General features: G+C 70.7%; 20 protein-coding genes. 8 read left to right on the forward strand and 12 right to left on the reverse strand.

The window, feature by feature from the left end:
- Positions 1-8 precede the first annotated feature (8 nt).
- Positions 9-2,912 carry a sensor histidine kinase gene (locus K343_RS0111325; RefSeq protein ID WP_028008179.1) on the reverse strand — a complete coding sequence of 968 codons (2,904 nt, stop codon included), beginning with the start codon at positions 2,910-2,912 and terminating at the stop codon, positions 9-11.
- Entirely contained in the window at positions 2,909-3,097 is a 189-nt protein-coding gene (locus K343_RS21780; RefSeq protein ID WP_020651274.1) for a hypothetical protein, read from the reverse strand. The genes K343_RS0111325 and K343_RS21780 overlap by 4 nt, the downstream gene beginning before the upstream one ends.
- A gap of 214 nt (positions 3,098-3,311) precedes the next feature.
- Between K343_RS21780 and K343_RS0111335 the strand changes: the two genes are divergently transcribed.
- Positions 3,312-4,511, forward strand: a complete 1,200-nt coding sequence (locus tag K343_RS0111335; protein ID WP_028008180.1) for a DcaP family trimeric outer membrane transporter — start codon at positions 3,312-3,314, stop codon at positions 4,509-4,511.
- Positions 4,512-4,695: 184 nt separating this feature from the next.
- On the opposite strand, the gene K343_RS0111340 is transcribed toward K343_RS0111335, so the two are convergent.
- Positions 4,696-4,962, reverse strand: coding sequence for a DksA/TraR family C4-type zinc finger protein (locus tag K343_RS0111340; protein ID WP_028008181.1), 267 nt, complete (start codon positions 4,960-4,962; stop codon positions 4,696-4,698).
- A 149-nt stretch (positions 4,963-5,111) separates the two neighbouring features.
- Between K343_RS0111340 and K343_RS0111345 the strand changes: the two genes are divergently transcribed.
- Both K343_RS0111345 and K343_RS0111350 read left to right on the forward strand, forming a co-directional pair.
- The gene (locus K343_RS0111345) at positions 5,112-5,960 is read left to right on the forward strand and encodes a 23S rRNA (adenine(2030)-N(6))-methyltransferase RlmJ (RefSeq protein ID WP_028008182.1); all 849 of its coding nucleotides are present in this window, start codon (positions 5,112-5,114) and stop codon (positions 5,958-5,960) included.
- 30 nt (positions 5,961-5,990) lie between these two features.
- Entirely contained in the window at positions 5,991-6,530 is a 540-nt protein-coding gene (locus tag K343_RS0111350; protein WP_028008183.1) for an NUDIX hydrolase, read from the forward strand.
- 21 nt (positions 6,531-6,551) lie between these two features.
- On the opposite strand, the gene K343_RS21785 is transcribed toward K343_RS0111350, so the two are convergent.
- Complete coding sequence (locus K343_RS21785) at positions 6,552-7,139, reverse strand: phosphatase PAP2 family protein (protein WP_161628883.1); 588 nt, start codon at positions 7,137-7,139, stop codon at positions 6,552-6,554.
- 314 nt (positions 7,140-7,453) lie between these two features.
- Between K343_RS21785 and thiC the strand changes: the two genes are divergently transcribed.
- Positions 7,454-9,355: a phosphomethylpyrimidine synthase ThiC gene (thiC, locus tag K343_RS0111360; protein WP_028008184.1), complete on the forward strand. Its 1,902-nt coding sequence runs from the start codon at positions 7,454-7,456 to the stop codon at positions 9,353-9,355.
- Between the two features lie 130 nt (positions 9,356-9,485).
- On the forward strand, positions 9,486-11,255 hold the full coding sequence (gene ggt / locus K343_RS0111365) for a gamma-glutamyltransferase (RefSeq protein ID WP_245585180.1): 1,770 nt from the start codon (positions 9,486-9,488) through the stop codon (positions 11,253-11,255).
- A 58-nt stretch (positions 11,256-11,313) separates the two neighbouring features.
- Here the strand turns inward: ggt and K343_RS0111370 are convergent, their stop codons facing one another.
- A complete protein-coding gene (locus K343_RS0111370) occupies positions 11,314-11,919 on the reverse strand; it encodes a hypothetical protein (RefSeq protein ID WP_028008186.1) in 606 nt (201 codons plus the stop codon).
- 235 nt (positions 11,920-12,154) lie between these two features.
- Here K343_RS0111370 and K343_RS0111375 point away from each other — a divergent pair, with 235 nt between their 5' ends.
- The gene (locus tag K343_RS0111375; RefSeq protein WP_245585181.1) at positions 12,155-14,119 is read left to right on the forward strand and encodes an adenine deaminase; all 1,965 of its coding nucleotides are present in this window, start codon (positions 12,155-12,157) and stop codon (positions 14,117-14,119) included.
- 16 nt (positions 14,120-14,135) lie between these two features.
- Positions 14,136-15,281, forward strand: coding sequence for a HupE/UreJ family protein (locus K343_RS23420; RefSeq protein WP_154662526.1), 1,146 nt, complete (start codon positions 14,136-14,138; stop codon positions 15,279-15,281).
- A 19-nt stretch (positions 15,282-15,300) separates the two neighbouring features.
- Here K343_RS23420 and K343_RS0111385 read toward each other — a convergent pair whose 3' ends face one another.
- The 4 genes from K343_RS0111385 to K343_RS21795 are packed head-to-tail and all read right to left on the reverse strand — an operon-like array spanning position 15,301 to position 18,504.
- A complete protein-coding gene (locus tag K343_RS0111385; RefSeq protein ID WP_043112611.1) occupies positions 15,301-16,473 on the reverse strand; it encodes an MFS transporter in 1,173 nt (390 codons plus the stop codon).
- A gap of 50 nt (positions 16,474-16,523) precedes the next feature.
- Positions 16,524-16,835: a hypothetical protein gene (locus tag K343_RS0111390; RefSeq protein ID WP_154662527.1), complete on the reverse strand. Its 312-nt coding sequence runs from the start codon at positions 16,833-16,835 to the stop codon at positions 16,524-16,526.
- An 11-nt stretch (positions 16,836-16,846) separates the two neighbouring features.
- On the reverse strand, positions 16,847-17,770 hold the full coding sequence (gene rarD / locus K343_RS0111395) for an EamA family transporter RarD (protein WP_084615834.1): 924 nt from the start codon (positions 17,768-17,770) through the stop codon (positions 16,847-16,849).
- Entirely contained in the window at positions 17,767-18,504 is a 738-nt protein-coding gene (locus tag K343_RS21795; RefSeq protein WP_051278232.1) for a glutathione S-transferase family protein, read from the reverse strand. Before K343_RS21795 ends, rarD begins: the two co-directional genes overlap by 4 nt.
- Positions 18,505-18,633: 129 nt before the next feature.
- On the opposite strand from K343_RS21795, the gene K343_RS0111405 reads away from it, so the two are divergent.
- Complete coding sequence (locus tag K343_RS0111405; protein ID WP_028008192.1) at positions 18,634-19,512, forward strand: LysR substrate-binding domain-containing protein; 879 nt, start codon at positions 18,634-18,636, stop codon at positions 19,510-19,512.
- Positions 19,513-19,537: 25 nt separating this feature from the next.
- Here the strand turns inward: K343_RS0111405 and K343_RS0111410 are convergent, their stop codons facing one another.
- From K343_RS0111410 to K343_RS0111420, 3 genes are all read right to left on the reverse strand, one after another.
- On the reverse strand, positions 19,538-20,575 hold the full coding sequence (locus tag K343_RS0111410; protein WP_028008193.1) for a zinc-dependent alcohol dehydrogenase family protein: 1,038 nt from the start codon (positions 20,573-20,575) through the stop codon (positions 19,538-19,540).
- A 100-nt stretch (positions 20,576-20,675) separates the two neighbouring features.
- The gene (locus K343_RS23425; RefSeq protein WP_051278234.1) at positions 20,676-21,335 is read right to left on the reverse strand and encodes a 2'-5' RNA ligase family protein; all 660 of its coding nucleotides are present in this window, start codon (positions 21,333-21,335) and stop codon (positions 20,676-20,678) included.
- Entirely contained in the window at positions 21,335-25,687 is a 4,353-nt protein-coding gene (locus tag K343_RS0111420; protein ID WP_028008194.1) for a DEAD/DEAH box helicase, read from the reverse strand. The genes K343_RS23425 and K343_RS0111420 overlap by 1 nt, the downstream gene beginning before the upstream one ends.
- Positions 25,688-25,725: the final 38 nt, after the last annotated feature.

Here is a 25,725-nt window from a genome sequence, read left to right on the forward strand (position 1 = left end):
TGGCGGTCTCAGGTCAGGATGCCCTGCAGCGATTCGGACGCCGCCGGCAGGCGCAGCGTGAACGTGGTGCCGGCGCCGGCATGGCTGTCGACGGTGATGCTGCCGCCATGGTCGGCGACGATGCGGAACACCAGCGGCAGGCCGAGACCGGTGCCGCGGCCGGGAGCCTTGGTGGTGACGAACGGCTCGAAGATGCGGTCGAGCAGCGCCTCGGGAATGCCGCTGCCCCAGTCCTGCACCTCGACGGTGACGCTGGCGGCGCCGCGCGCGGCGCGGATCTCGATGCGGCCGCCGGCCGGCGAGGCGTCGGCGGCGTTGGCGAGCAGGTTGAGAAAGACCTGCGTCAGGCGCGCGCGATCGCCATCGATCGCCAGCGCCGGCGGCACGCGGTTGACGAAGGCGATGTCGCGGCCGGAGCGCGACAGGCGCACGAGGCGGATCGCCTCGTCGACCAGGGCGGCGAGATCGAGGCGGTCGAGCGTGCGCGTTTCCGGCGCCGACGGCCGCGCGAAGCTGAGCAGCGATTGCACGATGTCGCTGATGCGCCGCGACTGCGCGAGGATCTCGTCGATGCCCTGCTCGCGCTCGCGCGGATCGTCCTCGTCGCGCAGGTTCTGCGCGATGCACGAGATGCCGGTCAGCGGATTGCCGATCTCATGCGCGACGCCGGATGCCAGCGTGCCGATCGACGCCAGCCGCGCGCTGTGCGCGAGCTCGGCCTCGAGCTGCTGCTGCTCGGTGAGATCCTCGACCAGCAGCACCAGGCTGTCCGTCTCGCCGCCGGCTTCGCCGATCGCTTCCTTGTGCAGGTTCAGCCAGCGCGTGCGGCCGGCGAGCGTCGCCTGCTGCTTGTAGAGATGCGGCGTGTCGGCGGCGATCAGGCGCGTGAACAGGCCCTGCCACGGCGGCGGCAGTTCGTCGACGCGCGCGCCGAGCATGGCGTCCGCCGGCAGGCCGGCGATCTCCGCCATGCGTTCGTTCCACAGCAGCACCTCGCGCTGCGGGCCGAGCGAGCACACGCCGACCGGCAGATCCTGCAGGATCTGGCGATGGAAGCGGCGCAGGTGGTTGAGCTCGGCGGCCAGGCCGCGCAGGCGATCCTGCGAATGCTCGAGTTCCTCCTCGACGAGTCGCCGCCGCGGCGCCGTGGCCTCTTCGCTGGCCAGCACTTCGCGCGCCAGTTGCGGGCCGATCAGGCCGGACAGATTGCGCTGCAGGCGTTCGAGCAGGAAGTGCAGCTGGCGCGGCCGGCGCTCGGTGTCGTCGAGCTTGAGATCGGTGAGCGCACGCGCCAGCTCCGCCTGCGCGGCCTCCGGTCCGAGCGCGGCGTCGATGCGTGCGCGCAGCTCGGCGATGCCGAGCGCCTGCGGGCGTTCCGACAGCAGCAGCACGGCGTCGAGGCGGCAGGCCTGGTCGGCGGCCTGCTCCTTGGCGCTCGGGGCGGCGAGCAGCGAGCCGAGCGCGAACAGCAGCACGTTGACGGCGAGCGACCAGAACGTCGCGAACAGCCAGGGATCCTCGTCGTGCAGCGGCAGGCCGGCGAGCGGCGACGGCGAGCCGAAGGCCAGCGGCCAGACCAGGATCAGGAACCACATCGACATGCCGCCGCTGACGCCGGCGAGGAAGCCGACGCGGTTGGCGCGCGGCCAGCTCAACATCGCGATCACCGCCGGCAGGAACTGCGTGACTGCGCAGAACGAGATCAGGCCGAGATGGACCAGGCCGGAGGTCTTGCGCATCGTCGCGTAAGCGCCGTAGCCGGTGAAGATGACCACGGCGATCAGCACGCGGCGGCCCCACAGCAGGCGCCGGTACAGATGCTGCGACGGCGGCGCGCCGCTGTTGACCCAGAGCGGCAGGATCAGGTGGTTGAGGCACATCGCCGCCAGCGCCAGGCTCTCGACGATGATCATCGCGCTCGCCGCCGAGATGCCGCCGATGAAAGTCAGGAACGTCAGCCAGCCGCCGCCGCGCTGCGCCAGCGCCAGCGCGTAGTAGTCCGGCGGTACGTCGAGCCCCGACGCTTGCCCGGCCCACAGCAGCACCGGCACGGCGAGATTGAGCAGCAGCAGGAACAGCGGGAAAGCCCAGCTGGCGACGCGCAGGCCGTCGGGATTGATGTTCTCCGCAAACAGCATGTGGAACTGGCGCGGCAGCAGGAACGCGGCCGAGAACGCGAGCAGCAGCAGCGTCGTCCAGCTGCCCTCGCGCAGCGGCGCCTGCAGCTGCGCGACCGCCTGCGGATGCGCGGCGAGCCAGGCCTGCAGCTCGGCCGGGCCGCCGAACACGCCGAACAGCGCGAACGCGCCGCAGGCCGCGAGCGCGATGAGCTTGATCAGCGACTCGAAGGCGATCGCCACGACCAGGCCTTCGTGCTTCTCGCGCGGCGTGACGTTGCGGGCGCCGAACAGCACCGCGAACAGCGTCACCGTCGCGCAGAACACCAGCGCCAGCATGCCGGTCGACGGTTCGCGCGTGAGCACCTGTGCCGAGCTGACGACCGCCTGGATCTGCAGGGCGATGTACGGCAGCACGCCGACCAGCATGCAGACCGTCACCAGCATGCCGGTCCACGGGCTCGAATAGCGGAACGCGAACAGATCGGCGAGCGAGGCGAGCTGGTAGTCGCGCACCAGGCGCAGCAGCGGTTGCAGCAGCACCGGCGCGAGCACGAAGGCCAGCGTCACGCCGACGTAGATCGTCAGGTACAGATAGCCTTGCGTCGCCGCGAAACCGGCGCTGCCGTAGAAGCTCCAGGTGGTGGCGTAGACGCCGAGCGAGAGCGCGTAGGTCAGCGGATGGCGGACCACGCGCTGCGGCAGCCAGCCCCGCTCGGCGGCGTAGGCGACGACGAACAGCACGGCCAGATAGCCGAGTCCGGCGAGGAACAGCTGCCAGAGTTCGGTCGTCATCGCGGCGCGCGCGTGCGCAGGACGGCGATGGCGGCGATCACCGCGAACCAGGCCGCGTACAGCCACCACCACGGCCGGCCGGCGCCGGCCCAGACCCACAGCCCCGGCGGCAGCAGCACGCCGAGGGCGATCAGAAACAAGATCACGGCGCGGTCGTTGCCGCTGCCGCCGCTATCGCGCTGCATGGCGCGTTCTCCTCTCCGCATCTGTTACCGAGCGTAACAGGCCTCGGTTCCGGAATGTGACAACGGCGTTGCGCGCCAGTCGGCGTTCGCCAGACAAGCCTTTGCTTTATATGGGAATCGACGTTCCGTTCCGGCATGGCATGCGGCTTGCCCCTTCATCGTTGCACCGGCGCTTTCCGTGCCGGCGACGACATAACAAGCTGGAGGAGACTAGATGAACAAGCTAGGCATAGCCGCCGCTGCCGGCGTGCTGTTCGCGGCGCACGCCGCGCAGGCCGCCGAGACCAAGTTCGGCGATACCAACGTGACGATCGGCGGATACGTGAAGCTCGACGTGCTCGCCAGCCGCTTCTCGGACGGCGAGGTCGGCCAGGGCACGGCGCGCGACTTCTACGTGCCGAGCGCGATCCCGGTATCGGGCGGCAGCGGCGAATCGCACAGCACGCTCGACCTGCACGCCAAGGAAACGCGGCTGTTCATCAAGACCGACACGCCGGTCGAGGGCCACAAGCTCGGCACGCTGATCGAGTTCGACTTCATCAGCGGCCAGATCAGTCCGACGATCAACAATGCGGCGAGCGGCGCCGGCAACGAGAACACCACCAACGCCTACAACCCGGCGCTGCGCCGCGCGTACATCACCTTCGACAACTGGTTGTTCGGCCAGGACTGGACCACGTTCATCAACCTCGGCGCGATTCCGGAGACGCTGGACTTCGTCGCCTTCCCGTCGGAAGGCACCGTCTTCGCACGCCAGCCGCAGGTGCGTTACACGAAAGGCGGCTTCGCGATCGCGCTGGAGAATCCGCAGACCACGGTCGCCGGCGTCGGCGCGACCGACGACAACATCGTGCCGGACGTCACGGCGCGCTACGGCTTCAAGCTCGGCAGCGCCGAACTGAACGTGGCCGCCGTGCTGCGCCAGCTCAAGATCGACAATGCCGCGGTCGCCGGTCCGCCGGCGGTGCCGGCGCGCGACGACACCGCGTTCGGCGGCGGCGTCAGCGTCTCCGGCAAGATTCCGCTCGGCAAGGACGACATCCGCTTCATGCTGACCGGCGGCGACGGCATCGGCCGCTACGTGGCGCTCGGCACCGCGACCGACGCCGTGCTCGACGGCACCGACCTGAGCACCGTGCCCGTCTACGCCGGCTACATCGCCTACCGCCATCCGTGGACCTCGCAGCTGCGCAGCTCGCTGGCGATCTCGGGCCTGAGCGTCGACAACGACGAGAATCTGGTGAACACGGCGACGACGACCAAGACGGTCTACAGCGCCGCCGTCAATCTGCTGTACTCGCCGGTCAAGACGCTGACGCTCGGCGCCGAGTTCCGCCACGCGCATCGCGAGGTCGAGAACGGCGACGACGGCAATCTCGATCGCCTGCAGTTCTCCGCCAAGTACATGTTCTGAGGCATCAGACCCGCGGCGGCGCCTCCGGGCGTCGCCGCGGCCCGGCATCACGATCCCCCCGAGGAAACCGGCACTGCGAACCTGAGCGCGTGCCGGATTTGTCCCGCGGCCACCGACCCTTCCCCTGTCGTGGCCGCGGTTTTTTTTACGAACCCGCCAAGGCGCGAGCCGGTCAGGCGCTGCGTCAGCGCAGCTGACTGTCCTTGCTGCCGCGGCGGTTGTAGCCGCTCAGATTCTCGGGTCTGCGATCCTGCGCGGCTTGGCAGCTCACGCACAGGCGCACGCCGGGAATCGCCGCGCGGCGCGCTTCGGGAATCGGCTCGCCGCATTCCAGGCAATGGCTCAGGCTCGGCCCGTCGGCGAGCTTGCTGCGCGCGCGCAGCACCGCGTCCTGAACGGTCGCGTCGATCTGATCCTGCACGGCGCCGTCATGCGCCCAGCCGGTGGCCATGATGAAACTCCTGCCGATATGGCGATCGGTCTGCGTGAGCCGGCTGCGAGCATAGCGCGCCGGGCGGCGGCGGTGCGGGTCGTGGCCGGGGCGGGAAGCGCGGCCGGCGCTCGCTATACTGCCGGCCCTCGCCGTTCACGGACCCGCGCTTGCACTACCAGCACCGTTTTCACGCCGGCAATTTCGCGGACGTGTTCAAGCACGTCCTGCTCTGCGGCCTGCTGCGCGCGCTGAACCGCAAGGAAACCCCGTGGGCCTACATCGAGACCCACGCCGGCGGCGGCGATTACGACCTGCGCAGTGCCGCGGCCGAGCGCACCGCCGAGTTCCACGACGGCATCGCCCGCCTGCTGCCGATGCGCGATGCGCCGGCGCCGGTCGACGCCTATCTCGACATCGTGCGTGCCATGAACGGCATCGCCGACGGCGGCGAGCTGCGCCGCTACCCCGGTTCGCCCTGGTTCGCGAGCCGGCTCGCGCGGCGCGATGATCGCATCGTGCTGTGCGAACGCGAGCCGGCGATCGCCGCCGAGCTGAAGGCCTCGCTCGGCGCCGATCCGCGCGTCGCCGTGCACCAGCGCGATGGCTACGAGGTGCCGGCGTTGTTGCCGCCGCGCGAGAAGCGCGGGCTGGTGCTGGTCGACCCGCCGTTCGAGCGGCCCGACGAGTTCGACGCCGTCGCCGCGTTCCTGCAGCGCGCGCAGGCGCGCTTCGCCAACGGCATCTACGCGGTCTGGTATCCGTACAAGAAACGCTTCGACACCGAGCGCTTCCTGCGCCGCGTGCGCCGCGACGGCGAGCGCGAGGCGATCAACTACACGCTGGAAACCGGTGCGCCGAGCGCGGGGCAGATGCATGCCTGCGGCGTGCTCGTCGTCAACCCGCCGTACGCCTTCGTCAGCGAGATCGAGGCGGCGCTGCCGTGGCTCGCCGAGATGCTGGCGCAGGGCCCGCAGGCGGCGGCGCGCGCCGAGCGCTGGGTGCCCGGCAAGTCCTGAAACCGCAATGAAGGTTCCTGCCCGTCGACCATGAACGCCGATACGCCCGTCATCGAAGAACTCCATCGCGGCAAGTTTCTGCGCCTGCTGCGCGACCGGCACTGGGAGTACGTCTCGCGCGTCAACAGTTCCGGCGCCGGCTTCATCGCCGCCGTGACACCGGAACGCGAGCTGTTGCTGGTCGAGCAGTACCGCCTGCCGCTGCAGGCGCGCACGATCGAGCTGCCGGCCGGCATGATCGGCGACGAGGCGGAATTCAAGGATGAGAGCATCGAGGCCTCGACGCTGCGCGAGCTCGAAGAGGAGACCGGCTATCGCGGTGCGCGCGCCGAGATCCTGCTGTCGGGGCCGGTCGCCGCGGGGCTGACCAGCGAGATGCTGCACCTCGTGCGCATTCGCGATCTGGTCCGCGTCGGCGCGGGCGGCGGTGTCGCCGGCGAGGACATCACCGTGCATCGCGTGCCGCTCGCCGAAGTCGACGGCTGGCTGCGCGGCAAGGCGGCCGAGGGTCTGCTGATCGAGCCGCGCATCTACGCGGCGCTGTACTTCATCCAGCGCGACGGCGCCTGAGCCGCGCGTCGCCGCGCCGCGTCAGGGCGCGAAGTCGAGGTGCAGCTGCAGGCCGACGGTATCGCGGTCGATGATCGGCGCGATGCTGAGCCGGTGCTCTTCCTGATAGCGCGTGGTGATCAGCTTGGAGACGCCGACCGCCAGCGCGCAGCCGGCGATGACGTCGCGCCAGTGGTGGAAGTGCTCGTCGACGCGCGAGTAGCCGGTGAACAGCGCGGTGCCGTACAGCGGCAGGCCGTACATCCAGCCGTAGCGGTCCGACATGAAGGCCGCGGCCGAGCAGGCGGACGAGGTATGGCCGGACGGAAACGAGCCGTCGTGGCCGTTCGGCCGCTCGCCCCAGCTGGTGTTGTTGAACGCGTACTTCAGCGCCTGCGTCGCGGCGAAGGTCGCGGCGAAGTTGTAGGCGTATTCCTTGGTGCCCTGATAGTCGTGCTTGTAGAGCGTGAAGCCGGTGGCGACCAGCGGGTTGAGGATCTGAAAGATGTCGCCGGCGGCGCGATCCGGGTCGTCCCGTATCTCGGTTGTCAGGCCCGCGGCCTCGGCCGCATTCCAAGCCAGTGTCAGCGCGGCGGCTGTCGCGGCGCTCAACCAAACCTTCTTGTTCACGACGATCGCGGTTCCTGAATGCTCGGGCCGCGACTGTGCCGGCCGCCACGTCAAGAGGCGGTGCACGACACGTCAATGGAATGTCGAGGCCGGCTGCGGCGCTCCGAACGGCATGTTTTGCGCGGACCGGCGGGCGGGTTAAGCTAGCCGTTCGTAGCCGGGGGTGCCGACGTGAGCGTCGGCTGAGATGACACCCTTGGAACCTGGCCGGTCGAACCGATTCCCCCAACCGGCGAAGGGAAGGCTCGCCGGGCGTGATTCGCCCGCCGGCGCGCATTCCTTCGTCCGCTTTTCATGTTTTCGAAGGTGTGCCCATGAACGCCGTCCCGCAGGACCTCTTCCGCAAGGCCGACGAGCTGTCCGCCGAAGTCCGCCAGCCGTTTCCGGCGAGCCGCAAGATCTACGTCGAGGGCGCCGGCGACGTCCGCGTGCCGATGCGCGAGATCACGCTGTCGGCGACGCGCAGCGCCGGCGGCATCGAGCCGAACCCGCCGGTCACCGTCTATGACACCTCGGGGCCGTATTCCGATCCGGACGTGACGATCGACCTGCGCGCCGGCCTGCCGGCGCTGCGCGAAGCCTGGATCGAGGCGCGCGGCGACACCGAGCGGCTCAAGGGTCCGAGCTCGATCTACGGCCGCATCCGCGCCGCCGACGACAAGACCGCCGAGCTGCGCTTCGAGCACATCCGCGCGCCGCGCAAGGCCCGGGTCATGAATGGCGCCGGCGCCAACGTCAGCCAGATGCACTACGCGCGTCGCGGCATCGTCACGCCGGAGATGGAATTCGTCGCGATCCGCGAGAACTGCCGCCTGCAGGAGCTGCGCGAGAGCTACGAGAAGGCCGGCTACCTGCGCCGCCAGCACGCCGGCCACAGCTTCGGTGCGTTCCTGCAGCGCGAGATCACGCCGGAGTTCGTGCGCGATGAAGTCGCGCGCGGCCGCGCCATCATCCCCGCCAACATCAACCACCCGGAACTCGAGCCGATGATCATCGGCCGCAACTTCCGCGTGAAGATCAACGCCAACATCGGCAACAGCGCCGTCACCTCGTCGATCGCCGAGGAAGTCGAGAAGATGGTGTGGGCGACGCGCTGGGGCGGCGACACGGTGATGGATCTGTCGACCGGCAAGAACATTCACGAGACGCGCGAGTGGATCCTGCGCAACTCGCCGGTGCCGATCGGCACCGTGCCGATCTACCAGGCGCTGGAAAAGGTCAACGGCAAGGCCGAGGACCTGACCTGGGAAATCTTCCGCGACACGCTGATCGAGCAGGCCGAGCAGGGCGTCGACTACTTCACGATCCACGCCGGTGTGCTCTTGCGCTACATCCCGTGGACCGCGAACCGCGTCACCGGCATCGTCTCGCGCGGCGGCTCGATCATGGCCAAGTGGTGCCTCGCGCATCACCAGGAGAATTTCCTCTACACGCACTTCGAGGAAATCTGCGAAATCATGAAGGCCTACGACGTCAGCTTCTCGCTCGGCGACGGCCTGCGTCCGGGCTCGATCGCCGACGCCAACGACGAGGCGCAGTTCGGCGAGCTGCACACGCTCGGCGAGCTGACGCAGATCGCCTGGAAGCACGACGTGCAGGTGATGATCGAAGGCCCCGGTCATGTGCCGATGCAGCTCATCAAGGAGAACATGGAGGAGCAGCTGCAACACTGCTTCGAGGCGCCGTTCTACACGCTCGGGCCGCTGACCACCGACATCGCGCCCGGCTACGACCACATCACCTCCGGCATCGGCGCCGCCAACATCGGCTGGTACGGCTGCGCGATGCTCTGCTACGTTACGCCCAAGGAACATCTCGGCCTGCCGGACAAGGACGACGTGCGCGAGGGCATCATCACCTACAAGATCGCCGCGCATGCCGCCGACCTCGCCAAGGGCTTCCCCGGTGCGCAGGTGCGCGACAACGCGCTGTCCAAGGCGCGCTTCGAGTTCCGCTGGGAAGACCAGTTCAACCTCGGCCTCGATCCGGAAAAGGCCAAGGAATTCCACGACGAGACGCTGCCGCAGGAAGGCGCCAAGCTCGCGCACTTCTGCTCGATGTGCGGTCCGCACTTCTGCTCGATGAAGATCACGCAGGACGTGCGCGAGTACGCGGCCAGGGTCGGCGCCGACGAGGCCGAGGCGCTGCAGCGCGGCATGGCCGAGAAGTCCGAGGAGTTCAAGCAGCAGGGCGCCGAGGTCTATCGCGCGCTGTGATCCCCGGGGTCGTATCGCGCCGCTGCTGCACAAGGCCGGGTCGCTCCCGGCCTTTTTGTGGGCGTCGCGCCATTTCCGCTTTGCGGCGCGGCTCCGTTATGGTCATGGCTCTCCTCGTCAGGTCGCTACGATGAAGAACGGTTTCGCGCGTCATTGCCTGCTGTCGTCGGCGTTCGTCGCCACCTTGCTGTCGGGCTTCGCGTTCGCGCGCGGCGACGCGATTTCGGCGCGCGCGCTCGATGCCACCGCGCCGCCGACCACGCTGGCGGCGCTCGCCGACGCGCAGCCGGTGCGCGCGAAGCAGGCGATGGTGGTGTCGGCGCAGCATCTGGCGACGCAGGTCGGCGTCGACGTACTCAAGCGCGGCGGCAACGCGGTCGACGCGGCGGTCGCGGTCGGCTACGCGCTGGCCGTCGTGCATCCGTGCTGCGGCAATGTCGGCGGCGGCGGTTTCATGCTGATTCACCTCGCCGGCGGCCAGAACCTTTTTCTGGATTTCCGCGAGCAGGCGCCGGGCAAGGCGACGCCGACGATGTTCCAGGACGAGGCCGGCAACGTCGTCAGAGGCCGCAGCACCGACACGTATCTCGGCGTCGGGGTGCCGGGCACGGTGATGGGGCTCGAAGCGGCGCGCGCGAAGTTCGGCACGATGAGCCGCAGCGCGCTGATCGCGCCGGCGCTGGCACTGGCGCGCGACGGTTATGTGCTGGAGCAGGGCGACGTCAACATCCTCAACACGCGCGTCGCCGACTTCGCGAAGTATCCGAACGTCGCGGCGATCTTCCTGCGCGACGGCCAGCCGTACGCGGCCGGCGAGACGCTGCGCCAGCCGCAGCTCGCGCGCACGCTGGCGCAGATCGACGCCGGCGGCGTCGCGGCGTTCTACCGCGGCCCGATCGCGAGCGCGCTGGTCGACGCCAGCGAGCGCAACGGCGGCATCCTGACGCTGCGGGATTTCGCCGACTATCAGGTGCGCTGGGAGACGCCGCTGAACTGCGGCTTTCGCGGCTACACGGTGGTGTCGGCGCCGCCGCCGAGTTCCGGCGGCACGACCGTGTGCCAGATCCTGCAGATCGTCGATCCGTATCCGCTGCAGCGCTGGGGCTACGGCGCGGCGGCGAGCGTGCACCATCTCGCCGAGGCGGCGCGCCGCGCCTTCGCCGACCGCAATACCTACCTCGGCGATCCGGCCTTCGTGCGCAATCCGATCGCGCAGCTGCTCGCGCCGGCGCATGCCGCGGCGCTGCGCCAGACGATCCGCGCCGACCGTGCGACGCCGTCGAGCGAGATCCGCGGCAGTCTCGGTGCCGACGAGGGCGAACACACCACGCACTATTCGGTCGTCGATCGCTGGGGCAACGCGGTGGCCGTCACCTACACGATCAACTACCTGTTCGGCATCGCGCAGATCGCCGGCGATACCGGCTTCTTCCTCAACAACGAGATGGACGATTTCACCGCCAAGCCCGGCGTCGCGAACTCGTTCGGGCTGGTGCAGGGCAAGGTCAACCAGATCGAGCCCGGCAAGCGTCCGCTCAGCTCGATGTCGCCGACGATCGTGCTCAAGGGCGGCAAGCCGTTCATGGTCACCGGCAGCCCCGGCGGTTCGACGATCATCTCGACGGTGATGCAGAGCGTCGTCAACGTCATCGCCTTCGGCATGAACATGCAGCAGGCGGTCGATGCGCCGCGTCTGCACATGCAGTGGCTGCCGGACCAGATCAACGTCGAGCCCGGCCTGCTGACGGCGGAGGTGCGGCAGCAGCTCGAAGCGATGGGGCACACGATCCGCGAGGTGAAATCCTGGGGCGCCGACGAAGCGATCCTGGTCGAACCCGACGGCACGCTGCAGGGCGCCAATGATCGGCGCCGGCCGGCCGGGCTGGCCGCCGGGTACTGAGTTCCACCGCGTTGCGGGGACGGCCGGACGATGCGCCGGGCCGTCCCTGCGCGGCCGTTCAGGCCGAGGTGTTGACGAGGCTGCCGGACGGCAGGTGCCGCATGACCTCGGACAGATAGCTCTGCGCCGTCGACGTATCGCCGGCGGCGATCGCGTCGCCAAGCTTGCCGACCAGCGTCGCCATCGGGTTGTAGCCGTCGCCGCTGTCGCCGTTGCCGGTGCTGGCCAGCGCGTCACTCAGCGTCGCGAAGGCCGATGACGCATCGTCGAGATCGCTGTCCGACAGCGCGTCGACGAGGCTTTGCAGGCTGTCGCTGACCGCTTCCGAGGCCGGCGGCGGGCCGGGCGGCGGCGGCGGGCCGCCGGCACCGCTGGGCGGCGCGGTGTCCTTGAACGTGGCGACCGCGTCCTGGGCGGCGCCGACGTCGCCGCTGTCGAGCGCCTCGCCGATCGCCGACAGCATCTGCCCGACCGGGTCCTGGCCGTCGCCGCCGGTCCTGGCCTGGGCGGTGATTTTCGAATAAGCGTCCTGGATCGCGGTCAGGTCGCCGCTGTCCACCGCGCCGAGCAGCGATTGCAGATCCTGGCCGAAACCGCCGCCCGATCCGCCGTTGCCGAAGCCGGCGTAGACGCCGGAGGTACTGCCGATGCCCGAAATGCTCATGCCGCTCTCCCTTGCCGTGATGTGATGGCGTTGAGCGGCGTAGCGGCGCCGGCGGCCGGCAGTGAAGGCGCCGTTTACAGATGCAAACACAGTGCAACGGATACACACCGGCATCGCGGCGCCGGCGGCGTGAATGTCGACAATCCTGTTTTCGATGGTATGCAATTTGCAGTTCTGCTCCCCGCGCCGGGCAGTGCCTGGCCTTGAGTCGCGGCGAACTCCCGGGAGCGAAAGCATGAAACGCAGGCGTGGCGCGGTTTGGGCGGTGTCGATGACGGCGGCGGCGCTGCTGGCGCTCGCCGGCTGCAAGGCCAAGGACGCGCCGCCGGCGCCTGCATCGGTGCCCGAAAAGGCGCACAGCTTCAGCCCCGAGGTGCAGATCCGCCAGCATCTGGTGCAGGTCGCGCTCGGCCGCGAGCCGGCCGATCGCATCATCCGCGGCGCGACCGTGCTCGACGTGTTCACGCGCGAGTGGCTGCCGAACCAGGACATCGTCATCGCCGGCGAGCGCATCGCCTGGGTCGGCGCTGCCGGCACCTGGCCGGGCCAGGCGGGCGAGGTGGTCGATGCCAGCGGCGAGTTTGCGGTGCCGGGCTTCGGCGAATCGCACAAGCACATCGAGAGTTCGTATCTGACGCCGGAATACGAGGCGGCGCTGGTGATCCCGCGCGGCAACACCTGGACGATCGAGGACTCGCACGAAATCTCCAACGTCGTCGGCACTCACAACGTCGACTTCTGGCTGCGCGCCGAGAAGGCCGGCAGCCCGCTGAAGATCTTCGCGTCGATCGGCTCGGCGACGCCGCCGACGATCTACGAGTTCGGCGGCGGCTACTACGGCTACCGCGAGATGTCGGACTTCATGGAGCAAAATCCGGAGCGCGTGATCTCGCTCGGCGAGGTCATGGACTGGCCGGCGGTCAACGCGCCGCCGAACGCCAGGGCCGAAGGCGGCCGCCAGCGCATCTGGGAGATGATCGACGCGACGATGGCGCATCGCGGCATCGTCGAGGGCCACGGCTCGGGCCTGATCAAGCCGGACGAGATCAACGCCTTCGCCGCCGCCGGACTGTCGTCCGACCACGAGGCGCGGCTGCCGCAGGAAGGCCTCGACAAGCTGCGCCGCGGCGTCTTCATCGAGGCGCGCGTCGATCTGATGCGCACGCTGTTCCCGTTCCTGATCGAGCACGGCCTGCAGGACTGGTCGAACGTCTCGGTGACGACCGACGACCGCGACGTGCACGCGACGCTGCAGCTCGGCTCGATGGACTACAACATCCGCACCGCGATCGAGTCCGGCGTGCCGGTCGAGATCGCCTACCAGCTCGGCAGCTACAACACCGCGCGCCACTACCATCTCGAGGACCGCTTCGGCTCGATCGCGCCCGGCCGCTACGCCGACGTGGTGCTGTTGTCCGATCCGAAGAAGGTCGCGGTCACGCGCGTGTTCGCCAACGGCCGGCTGGCCTCGAAGGGCACCGAGTACCTGCTGCCGATCCCGAAGATCGAGTATCCGGACTGGATCTACAACACGATCAACATCGGCCGTGCACTGAAGGCCGAGGACTTCGTCGTCAAGGCACCGGCGGGCCGTCAGCAGGTCGACGTCGCACTGCTCGAACCGTTCTGGTTCGAGCCGGACTTCATCACCTCGACGCTGCCGGTGCAGGCCGATGGCAGCGTCGTCGCCGATCCGGCGCAGGGCATCATCAAGGTCGCGGTCGTCGACCGCTATCACGGCAAGGGCGGCAGCACGCCGTCGGTGTCGAAGATGTTCTGGCGCAACGTGGGGCCGAAGACGCCGGGTTCGGCGCTCGCCAGCTCGCAGTCGCACGATCTGCACAACATCTGGGTCGCCGGCAACGACGACGCGGCGATGGCGCTCGCCGTCAACACGATCGCCGAGCTGCACGGCGGCTGGGCGCTGGTCAGCGGCGGCAAGGTCGTCGCCAAGGTCCGGCTCGACGTCGGCGGCCTGATGACCTCGCGGCCGGTCGACGAAGTCGCCGCCGAGATGGAAGCGCTGCACGAGGCGGCCGACGCGATGGACTGGATCGGTGCGCCGGGCCTGCCGGAGCGCATGCGCTTCGCGTTCCTGACTGCCTCGCCGTGGAAGTGGCAGCTGGTCGCGCCGTACGAGGGCAATCCGGGCGGCTTCGTCAACGTGACGACCGGCGAAACGCACGCCGTCGTCTGGTAGCGCGGGCCCCGGCGCCGTGAGGCGTTTCGCCGCCGTGCTGGTCGCGCTGCTGCTCGGCGGCGCGGCGCTGCCGGCGTCGGCGCACTTGCTGAACATGACGCGCATCGATGTCGACTTCGCCGCCGGCGGCGAGGTCGAGGTCGCGGTCTCGATCGACCTCACGCGCGAGGCCGGCGGCCCCGGTGACTACTACGCGCTGAGCCGCGCCACCGCGCCGCTGCACGAGGCGCGGCTCGCCGCGCTGTTTGGCAGGCTGGCCGGCGCGATGCAGCTGCAGGTCGACGGCGTGCCGCTGCTGCTGACGCCGGTCGCGGCGACGCTGCCGCAGCAGAGCGAGGCCGAGTTCCGCAATCCGGTGAACTGGCCGATGACCGGCGTGCAGCTGCGCGGCGTGCTGCCGCCGCGCGCTGCCGGCGCGCCGGGGCGCGTGCTCGCGCGCTTCGATACTGCGTTCGCGTTCGAGGAGCCGATCGCGCTGACGCTGCACGCCGCGGACGGACGCAAGATGACGCGCTGGCTGGTCGCCGGCCAGCAGAGCCCGAAATTCCTGCTGCAGGCGCCGCCGCCGGGGGCGCCGGCGACGAGCGACGCGGACACGCGCCGCGCCGGCTGGACGACGGCGTTCGAGTACCTGCGCTTCGGGTTCCTGCACATCCTGCCGAAAGGCCTCGACCACGTGCTGTTCGTCGTCGGCCTGTATCTGGGCACGCGCAATTTGCGCACGCTGCTGATGTTGGTGACGAGCTTCACGCTGGCGCACTCGGTGACGCTGATCCTGTCGAGCTTCGGCGCGCTGCGCGTGCCGGCGGCCGTCGTCGAGCCGGCGATCGCGCTGTCGATCGCCTGGATCGCGATCGAGAACCTGCTGTTCGTGCGCGTCAGCGCCTGGCGCGCGGCGATCGTGTTCGCGTTCGGCCTGCTGCACGGCCTCGGCTTCGCCGCCGCGCTGCGCGAGCTTGGCCTGCCGCAGCAGAACTTCCTCGGCGCGCTGCTCAGCTTCAACGTCGGTGTCGAGCTCGGCCAGCTCACCGTCGTCGCGCTGGCGCTGCTGCTGACCGGCTGGCTGCGCCAGCGCAGCGGCTATCGCCGCCTCGTCGTCGTGCCCGGCTCGCTGGCGATCGCCGCGCTGGCGCTGCTCTGGACCGTGCAGCGCCTCGCCTGAGCCGGCGCGTGGCGCCGCTTCAGGCCGGCTGCAGGCGCGGCGGCGCTTCGCGCACCGGCAGCGTGATCAGCGCCGCGGCCAGCGCGAAGGCGATGTCGGCGTACCACATCCAGCCGTAGTCGCCGAAGCGCGCCAGCGTCAGGCCGCCGAGCCAGGCGCCGAAGAAGCCGCCGATCTGGTGGCTGAGCACGGTCAGGCCGAACAGCGTGCCGAGATAGCGCGTGCCGAACAGCTGGCCGACCAGGCCCGCGGTCGGCGGCACCGTCGCCAGCCAGCTGAAGCCGAGGCCGGCGGCGAACACGTAGAAGGTCAGCGGCGTACGCGGCGCGACGAGATACAGCGCGATCATCAACGCGCGGCTCGCGTAGACGCCGGCCAGCACCCACCGCATCGGCCAGCGCTGCGCGAGGCTGCCGGCGAACAGGCTGCCGGCGATGTTGAACAGGCCGATCAGGCCGAGCGAGATCGACGAGACGCTGGCCGGCAGCCCGCAGAGCTGGACCTCACCGGGCAGGTGCGTGGTGAGGAAGGCGATGTGCAGGCCGCAGGTGAAGAAGCCGGCGTGCAGGAACCAGTAGCTGCGCTCGCCGAACGCGTGGCGCAGCTCGGCGCGCAGTCCGGGCCCGTGCTGCGCCGCCGCGACCGCATCGTCGGCCGGCGCGCCGCGCAGCCGCCGCGCCAGCGGCAGCGACAGCAGGCTCGCCGCGGCCAGCGCGTAGAGACTCGCGGCCCAGCCGGCGACGCTGATGATCGCCTGCGCCAGCGGCGCGAACAGGAACTGGCCGAACGAGCCGCCGGCGTTGATGAAGCCGGCCGCGAACGCGCGGCGCTCGGGCGCCAGCTGGCGCGCGGTCGCACCGATCAGGATCGAGAAGCTGCCGGCGCCGGCGCCGGCCGCGGCCAGCACGCCGAGGCCCAGCGTCAGGCCGAAGGCGCTCGGCAGCAGCGGCGTCAGCACCAGGCCGGCGGCGAGCATCAGCCCGCCGAGCCGGACCACGCCGACCGAGCCGCGGCGGTCGGCGACCAGGCCGAACAGCGGCTGCGCGACGCCCCACATCAGCTGGCCGATCGCCAGCGCGAAGCTGATGCCGACGATGCCGATGCCGGTGCTGGCGTGGATCGGCGCGACGAACAGGCCCAGCGACTGGCGCACGCCCATCGTCAGCGTGAGGATGGTCGCGGCGACGATCATCAGCGACCAGTCGCGTCGGGCGGTGCTGCTCTGCCGGCTCAGCGGGTCGATCACGGCGACTCCTGTCGTTGGTCGAGAATGAAGGCCGCGCAGGCAGCGTCGAGCAGCGCGCAGGCGGCGGCATGGCGGACATGGAAGCGTTCCCAGTCGGCCTGCGAGCGCCAGCGGTCGATGGTGCGGTAGCGACCGTCCGGCAGCGTCCGCAGCTCGCGGCCGAGGTAGCCGTCGCCGCGCCGGAACAGCGCCGCCCAGGCACCGTCCGCGCAGTGCGCGGCGAGGAATTCCGGCTCGTACTCGGCGTGCACCGTGTGGCAACGGACGATGCAGTGCTGCGCCGCGACGGCGGGCGGGGCCTTGCGCATCGCCGCGACGCTCAGGCGGTGGCCAGCCGTGGCCGCGCCCGGTGCGCGCGCCACAGGCCTTCGCCGGCGAACACGAACAGCGCCGCCCAGATCATCGCGAAACCGACGATGCGCTCGGCCGTGAACGCTTCGTGGAAGACGAAGATGCCGGTCAGCAGCTGCAGCGTCGGGCCGACGTACTGCATCAGGCCGACGGTCGACAGCGGCACGCGGCGCACGCCGTAGGCGAACATCACCAGCGGAATCGCCGTCACCGCGCCGCTGGCGATCAGCAGGACGTCGAGCAGGCGGTCGTGGGCGCCGAAGCTCAGCGTGCCGGCATAGGTACACCAGAGCAGGTAGGCGAGCATCAGCGGCGCGACCAGCAGCGTCTCGACGCCGAGGCCGGCGACCGAGTCGACGACCACCATCTTGCGAATCAGGCCGTAGGCACCGAAGCTCGCCGCCAGACCCAGCGCGATCCACGGCAGGCGCCCGACCTGCCAGGTCAGCCAGGCGACGCCGAGCGCGGCGATGGCGACCGCGAGCCACTGTGCGCGGTTGAGCTTTTCGCGCAGCACGAAGACGCCGAGCAGCACGCTGACCAGCGGGTTGATGAAGTAGCCGAGGCTGGCCTCGATGACGTGGCCGTTGGTGACGGCCCAGACGTAGACCAGCCAGTTGCCGCTGATCAGCAGGGCCGACGCGGCGAGGCGCAGGCGCGCCTGCGGATCGCGCAGCGCCGCGCCGACCTTGCCGAGTTCGCCGCGCAGCGCCAGGTAGCCGAACACGAACAGGCAGGCCCAGACCACGCGGTGCGCCATGATCTGCAGCGCGCCGGTGTCGTGCAGCTGCTTGAGGTACAGGGGCAGCAGGCCCCAGATCAGGAAGGCGCCGAACGTGGCCGCGAAGCCGCGCCGGTAATCCGCTTCGGCGGACGTCAGGGTGTGGCTCATGCGGCGTTCTCCTGGAACAGCGTGGGGGCCGGCCGCGCCGGCAGCGGATCATCGAGGCTGATGCGTTCCTCGGCGAACGCGCGGCGCACGCTTTCGCGCGCCAGCGTGCGCTGCGTCAGCGCGGTCCAGCGCGGATAGCGCTCGTGCGGAGCAAAGCCGTAGCGCTTGGCCCAGCGGTAGAAGGCGATCAGGTAGGCGTCGACGACGCTGAACGCGCCGAGCGCGTAGGCCTGCTCGCCGGCGCCGGCATCGAGCACGGCCGACGGCAGGCGCGCCTCCAGATCGGACCAGTAGCGCGTCAGCAGCGCGCGGCCGCTGGCTTCGACGGCGACCTGCGCGCCGGCCTCGGCCGCATAGCGCGCGGGGTAGAAGACCTGCATGAAGGCATAGGCGTGCACGTCGGTCGCCAGCCACGACAACCACTCCGAGGCGCGCGCGGCGCCGAGCGCGTCGGCCGGCCACAGCCGCGCCTGCGGATGCTGCTCGGCGAGAAAGCGCAGGATCGCCAGGTTCTCGGTCAGCGTCTGCGCCTGGCCGTCGAGGCGGAAGCCGAGGACCGGCACGTGTCCGCGCGGATTCACGGCCAGGAATTCCGACTTGCGCTGATCGCCGGCCGGCAGCAGCAGGCGCGTCGTCGCGTAGTCGGCGAGCCCGGCCATTTGGATTTCCTCGAGCGCGATATGCGGCGCCAGCGAGCAGGCGCCCGGCGCGTAGTAGAGGCGGTAGTGCGGCATGATCGGGTCCGGCGAGGCTTCGAGGGCGCGCAGTGTGAGCCGGCCGACGCGGCGAGGGAATCGAAGCGTTTTGCCGCCGGTTGTGAGCCGAATTCACAGCGTGGCGGGTGCGCGCCGTACACTGGCGCCATGACGACCCGGCTGCCCCCACTCGCCACCCTGCAGGCCTTCGAGGCGGCCGTGCGCCATCAGTCGTACACGCGCGCGGCCCGCGAGCTGGCGCTGACGCACGGCGCGATCAGCCATCACGTCGCCACGCTCGAGGAGCGCCTGAACCTGCGGCTGTTCGAGCGCGAAGGCAACCGCATGGTGCCGACCGAGCACGGCCGCCTGCTGGTCGTGAAGGTGCGGCAGGCGCTGGCCCTGCTCGAGCGCGGCTTCGAGCGTGCCGGTCGCACCGAGCATCTGACGCTGACCCTCAGCGTGCTGTCCTCGCTGGCGAGCCGCTGGCTGGTGCCGCGGCTGGCGGGTTTCATCGAGCAGCGGCCCGACATCGATCTGTGCCTCGACGTGCGCGCCGGGCTCGCCGACCTCGCCGCCGGCGAGGCGGACGCGGCGATCCGTTACGGCACCGGCGGCTGGCCCGAGGTACAGCAGGTGCGCCTGATGGGCGACGAGCTGTTGCCGGTCTGCGCGCCGCACTATCGCGGCGGCGATCTGCCGAAGACGCTCGCCGAGCTGGCCGACTGCACGCTGCTGCGCAATCCCTGGGTGCCGTGGGAACCCTGGCTGCATGCCGCCGGTGCCGAACTGCGCGAACCGAAGCGCGGCCCGGTGTTCACCGATTCCGCGGTTCTGCTCGACGCCGCCGCCGCCGGACTCGGCGTCGCGCTCGCGCGCCGCGTGTTCGCCGAGGGCGAACTGCGCAGCGGCCGCCTCGTGCAGCTGCTCGATCTTTGCGTGCCGGACCCGTCGTCCTACTTCTTCGTCTGGCGCGCCGACCATCCGCACATCGATGCGGTGCACGCGCTGCGCGACTGGCTGATCGAGCAGTCGGGCCGGCGCTGAGTGCCGGCGCCGGCCGGGGTATGCCTCAGGCCTTGAGCACGACCTTCAGCGCCTTTTCCTTGGCGGCGTTGCCGAACACCCGGTACGCCTGTTCGATGTCGCCGAGCGCGAAGCGGTGCGTGACCAGCGCGGCCGGCGCCACGGTGCCGGCCTGCACGGTCTGCAGCAGCATCGGCGTGGTGTTGGTGTTGACCAGGCCGGTGGTCAGCGTGATGTTCTTGATCCACAACTGTTCGAGATGCAGTTCGACGCTCTTGCCGTGCACGCCGACGTTGGCGATGTGGCCGCCGGCGGCGACGATCTGCTGGCAGACGTCGAAGGTCGCCTGCACGCCGACCGCTTCGATCGCGACATCGACGCCGCGTCCGCCGGTCATCGCCAGGATTTTCTCGGCGGCCTTGCCGTCGCTGGCGTCGACCACATCGGTCGCGCCGAAAGTCCTGGCGGTCTGCAGGCGGTTGGCGTCGGTGTCGACCATGATGATGCGGGCCGGCGCGTAGAACTTCGAGGTCAGCAGCGTCGCCATGCCGATCGGCCCGGCGCCGACGATGGCGATGGTGTCGCCCGGCTTGACCTGGCCGTTGAGCACGCCGATCTCGAACCCGGTCGGCAGGATGTCGCTGAGCATGACCAGCGCTTCCTCGTCGCCGCCGGCGGGCAGCGGATAGAGGCTGTTGTCGGCGTGTGGGATGCGCACGTATTCGGCCTGCGTGCCGTCGATCAGATGGCCGAGGATCCAGCCGCCGTCTTCGCAATGCGAGTAGAGCTGCTTCTTGCACGCCGGGCAGCGGCCGCACGAGGTGATGCAGGAGATCAGCACGCGGTCGCCTTTCTTGAAGTTCGAGACCGCGCTGCCGACCTCCTCCACGACGCCGACGCCTTCGTGGCCGAGCGTACGGCCCGGCGTCACCGCCGGCACGTCGCCCTTGAGGATGTGCAGATCGGTGCCGCAGATCGTCGTGTGCGTGATGCGCACGAGCGCATCGCTCGGCTGGTCGACGGCCGGCATGGGCTTGTCCTGCCAGGCCATGCGGCCCGGGCCCTGATAGACGAGTGCTTTCACGGTGCGGCTCCGGAGTCGGGGGAGAGCGGGCAGTCTCGCGACCGCGGCAGCGGCTTGCATTGATCGCGGTCAGGCCCGTCTCCGGCGTCTCCGGCCGCACTCAGGCCGACGCGGCGCCGGCTTCCACACGCTCGTGCAGCGGCAGCCGCACGAGCGTGCGCAGCGGGCTGTCGGGATCGCGCGCATCGTAGCCGGCGAGGCGCAGCGAGGAGACGCGCAGGCGCAGCGGCGGCAGGGCCGGCAGCGCGGCATGGCGGCGCCGGATCTCGTCCTTGCGCCAGGCCTGCGCGTACAGGCCCAGCGTCAGATGCGGCACGTAGGGCGCGAAGCGGATTTCGGGCCGCACCGCGTCGAGTGCGGCGCGCAGCGGCGGCAGCGCGCGCTGCGCATCATCGACCGCCAGGAACGCGGCCGAGTCGAAGCTGTCGAGGCCGCCGATCGTCAGTTCGAACGGCGGCGGCGCCAGCGCCTGCAAGGCCGCGAGCTGGGCGGCGAGCGCCGCGCGCGGACAATCGTCGTCGTGCACGGCGTGCTCGGCGACGAAGCCGCAGACGTGCAGCGTAAGGTGCGGCGCGCGCCGCTGCGGCAGCCACAGATCGCCGAGCCGCTCGCGCAGCATCGCCAGCCGCGCGCGCAGCGGCGCGTCGTCGGCGTCGATCAGCCAGACCGCATAGTCGACGCGGCCGCGGCGCCAGGCGGCGGGATCACACAGGCTGGCGGCGATGACCGTATCGGTCGCGGCGCTGAAATGCCGCGGCATCAGGCCTGCGCCTGCTGTCCGTCGTCCTCGTCCGGCGCGTCCGGCGGCGCCCCGCCGCCGCGCCGCAGCAGGCGGTTGCGCCATTCCCACTGCAGGGCCGGATCGGCGTCGGCGAGCATCTTCACGTTGCCGCCGACCAGACTGGCGACCGGCACGCCGCCGCGCAGCAGCACGCGGTTGGCGGGCAGCGCCGGCACGCGCTCGCCGGGCATGATGAGGCCGGTGAGGTTCAGCGGATCGCAGCCGGACACCGCGACCAGCGCGCCGTCGCGGTCCTCGCGCTGGCGCGCCAGGCTCGCCGCCGCCTCGGGCAGCGCGAACTGCTCGCCGGCGAAACCGTTGACGAAGCGACCGCCGCGGATCTCGCCGCGCGCTTCGAGACGGCGCAGCACGTAGAACAGCTCGCGCCACGGCGGCAGCTGCGGCTCGCGTTCGACCAGCTTGCGGAAGACGACGCCGTAGCGCTTCAGCAGCACGCGCGCGACATGCTCGATGTCGGCGCCGTCGGTGGCGCCGGCCTCGGCGCGCCGCGGCCGCACCAGGCTCCAGCGGCCAGCGCCTTCGAGATTCTCGAAGGCGGCGCGCAGGCCGCCGCGGCGCAGCCGCCGCGCCTTGATCTCGGCGGGCGCGACCAGCGCGCGCAGGCCGGCGAAGCCGTCGGCGGTGACCAGACCGTGGCTGACCAGCTCGCCGAGCGCGGTTTCGACTTCGCTGCGCAGGCGGGCGGTGTCGTCGACGAGGTCGACGAAGAACGACGCGCCGTGCGTGCGCAGCGCGTCGAGCACGGCGCGTGCGGGGCCCGACAGCTCCGGATCGGCGTCGGGCGCGGCCTGCCAGTAGGCGGCGTGCTCGCGCGACAGCAGCACGATCGGCGTCGCGCGCACCGGCGCGCTCTTGCGCGCCTCGCCGGCGCCGTTCGGCAGGCGTTGCCAGAGCACGCGCCCGGTCGCGCACAGCTGATCGAGCCAGTGCGGCTCGTACCAGCGCAGGCGCGCCGGCAGGATCTCGCTTTCCCAGGCGCTGGCCGCGATCGGAAAACCTTCCAGCTGCGCGAGCACCGCTTCGAGCGCGACCGGGCCTTCGCGCTGTTCGCCGCCGGCGAGGCCCTGCCAGCTCAGCAGGAAGCGCATCAGCGCGGCCGGCGAGACCGGCGCGAACTCGGCGCGCTTGCGGTCGCGCGTGTAGCGGTGGATGCGTGCGAGGCGGCGCCGCTCGCACCATTCGACGGCGTCGGCGGCGACCGCCTCCGGCGTGAAGGCGCCGCGCATCACGAAGCCCTGCTGTTCGAGCGCGAGCAGCGCCAGCTCGATTTCCGCGGTCTCGACGCCGAGCGGCCGCGCCAGCTCGGCGGCGGTGATCGGGCCGAGGCCTTCGAGGCGGCTGCGCATCAGCTCGCGCAGCGCGGACTCGCGATCGAGCGGCGCGCCGAGCAGCGGCGCGTCGCCGTCGACGGCGGCGTCGGGCAGCACGGTGCCGAGTTCGCGCAGGCGCTCGGCGGCGACCCACAAGGCTTCGCCGTCGCCGGCCGGGCGCAGGCGCGCGACGCGCCGCGCCGCCATCAGGCTCTTCAGCATCGCTGCCCAGGGCCGCGCCTCGCCGTCGACGAGGAAGCCGTGCACGACCAGCGCGTCGTGCAGCTCGTCCTCGTTGAGCGGGTCGGGGCGCAGCTCCTCGCGCACGCGCTCGATCGCCGCAGGATCGAGGCGGCCGAGATCGGTGACGGTCTGTGGTTCAAGGCTGCTGCGGCTCTTCACCGCCAGCGTGCGGCGTTCCTCGGCGGCGCCGTCGTCGAGGAAGGCGTAGGGCTTGGCGCTGAGGATCGCCTCCGACAGCGGCGAAGGCGCCGTGAGGTCGCGGCAGACGATCTCGACGGCGCCCGATTCGAGCCGGCGCAGCAGGGCGAGAAAACCGTCGACGTCCATCAGCTCGTGCAGGCAGTCGTCGAGCGTCTGGTGCACGAGCGGATGGTCCGGCACCTCGCGGTCGCCGGGCAGATTGTCCTGGCAGGCGACCGCGTCCGGGAAGGCGTGCGTCAGCAGGTCCTCGGCATCGGAGCGCTGGAACTGCGGCGGCACGCGCCGGCCGTTGCGGTTGCGCGCCACCGCGAGCGCGACCGACGCCGCCCAGCGCCAGCGCGTGCCGAACATCGGCGCCTGCAGCACCGCCTGCACCAGCACCTCCTGCGCGCTGTTCGAATGCAGGTAGTGCGCGACGTCTGCGAGCGGAAAGCTGTGCGTGGGGCCGAGCGAGAGCACCAGCGAATCTTCCAGCGCGGCGGCCTGCAGCTCGAAGTTGAACTGGCGGCAGAAGCGTTTGCGCAGGGCCAGGCCCCAGGCGCGCATGATGCGCGAGCCGAGCGGCGCGTGGATCACGAAATGCGTGTCGCCCACTTCGTCGAAGAAGCGCTCGAAGACGATTTTTTCGCGCGTCGGCAGCAGGCCGAGCGCGGTCCTGGCGGCGTGCAGGTACTGCGCGAGCTGCACCGCGGCGCCGCCGGACAGGCCGAGATCGCCGACCAGCCACTGCGCGCAGGCGTCGACGCCGTCGGCGAGCGCTGCGTCGGCGCGGGCGCGCAGGCGCGAGACGGCGACCGACAGCTCGTCGCTGCGGCCCGGCGCTTCGCCGAGCCAGAACGGCAGGTTCGGCGGCTGGCCCCTGGCGTCTTCGACGATGACGCGGCCGGTCTCGATCTTGAGAATGCGGTACGAGGCGTTGCCGAGCTGGAAGATGTCGCCGGGCAGCGATTCGAACGCGAAATCCTCGTTCAGCGTGCCGATGCGCAGGTCTTCCGGCGCGAGCACGACTTCGGAATCGAACTGATCGGGAATCGTGCCGGCGTTGGTGACCGCGGTCAGCTTGGCGCCGCGCCGGCCACGCAGGCGGCGGTTGACCTGATCGTAGTGCAGCAGCGCGCCGCGGCGGCCGCGCCGCGTGGCGTAGCCGTCGGCGAGCATGCGCACGACTTCCTCGAAGCGTTCCGCCGTCAGCTCGCGGTACGGCAGCGCGCGGGCGAAGCGCGCGTACAGCGCGTCGAGCGGCCAGTCCTGGCAGGCGACCTCGGCGACGATCTGCTGTGCGAGCACGTCGAGCGGCGCCGGCACGATCGTCGCGCGGTCGAGCTCGCCGCGCTGCACGCAGTCGAGCAGCGCCACGCATTCGACGAGATCGTCGAGCGAGACCGGGAACAGCCGGCCCTTCGGCACCGCGCGCACAGCGTGGCCGGCGCGACCGACGCGCTGCAGGAAGGCGTTGATGCCGCGCGGCGAGCCGATCTGGCAGACCAGGTCGATGTCGCCGATGTCGATGCCGAGTTCGAGCGAGGCGGTCGCGACCAGGGCCTTCAGCTCGCCGGCCTTGAGGCGCTGCTCGGCGCGCAGGCGGTGCTCCTTGGCGAGGCTGCCGTGATGCGCGGTGACGTGTTCGGCGCCGATGCGTTCGGCGAGGTGATGGGCGATGCGTTCGGCCAGGCGGCGCTGGTTGACGAAGATCAGCGTCGTGCGGTGTTCCGCGATCAGCGCCGCGAGGCGGTCGTAGACCTCGCCCCAGACTTCGTTGGCCATCACCGGCGTCAGCGGCGCGAGCGGCACTTCCAGCGCGAGATCGCGCTCGCGCTTGTGGCCGGCGTCGACGATCGCGCACTGCGCGGCGCGGGCGCCGAGCAGCATCTGCGCCATCAGCTCGATCGGCTTCTGCGTCGCCGACAGGCCGATGCGCAGCGGCGCGCGCTCGCACAGCGCGTCGAGTCGTTCCAGCGTCAGCGCCAGATGCGCGCCGCGCTTGGTGCCGGCGACCGCATGCAGCTCGTCGACGATCACGGTGCGGACCTTGCCGAGCATGCCGCGGCCGGCGTCCGAGCTGAGCAGGATGAACAGCGATTCCGGCGTCGTCACCAGAATGTGCGGCGGCACCTTCTTCATGCGCTCGCGCTCGAAGCTGGAGGTGTCGCCGGTGCGCACCGCGGTGCGGATCGCCAGCTCGCCGAGGCCCAGTTCGCGGGCGCGCGCGGCGATGCCGGCGAGCGGCGCTTCGAGGTTCTTCTGGATGTCGTTCGACAGCGCCTTCAGCGGCGAGATGTACAGCACCTGCGTTTCGTCCGGCAGGCCCTGCTCGACGCCTTCGGCGACCAGTTCGTTGATCGCCGCGAGGAAGGCGGCGAGCGTCTTGCCCGAGCCGGTCGGGGCGGTGATCAGCGCGTCGCGGCGCTGTGTCGTGACCTGCCAGGCCTGGCGCTGCACGGCGGTCGGCTCGCCGAACGCCGTGCCGAACCAGTCGGCGACGGCCGGATGGAACAGGCCGGCGAGCGGACCTTCGCTGGCGGTCCGGCGGGCGGCGAGGGGAAGCGAGTGCTGCATGGCGCTAGCTTAGACCATCGTCGGGCGCGAACGATCCC

The organism is Solimonas flava DSM 18980 (assembly GCF_000426685.1).
GTDB lineage: Bacteria > Pseudomonadota > Gammaproteobacteria > Nevskiales > Nevskiaceae > Solimonas > Solimonas flava.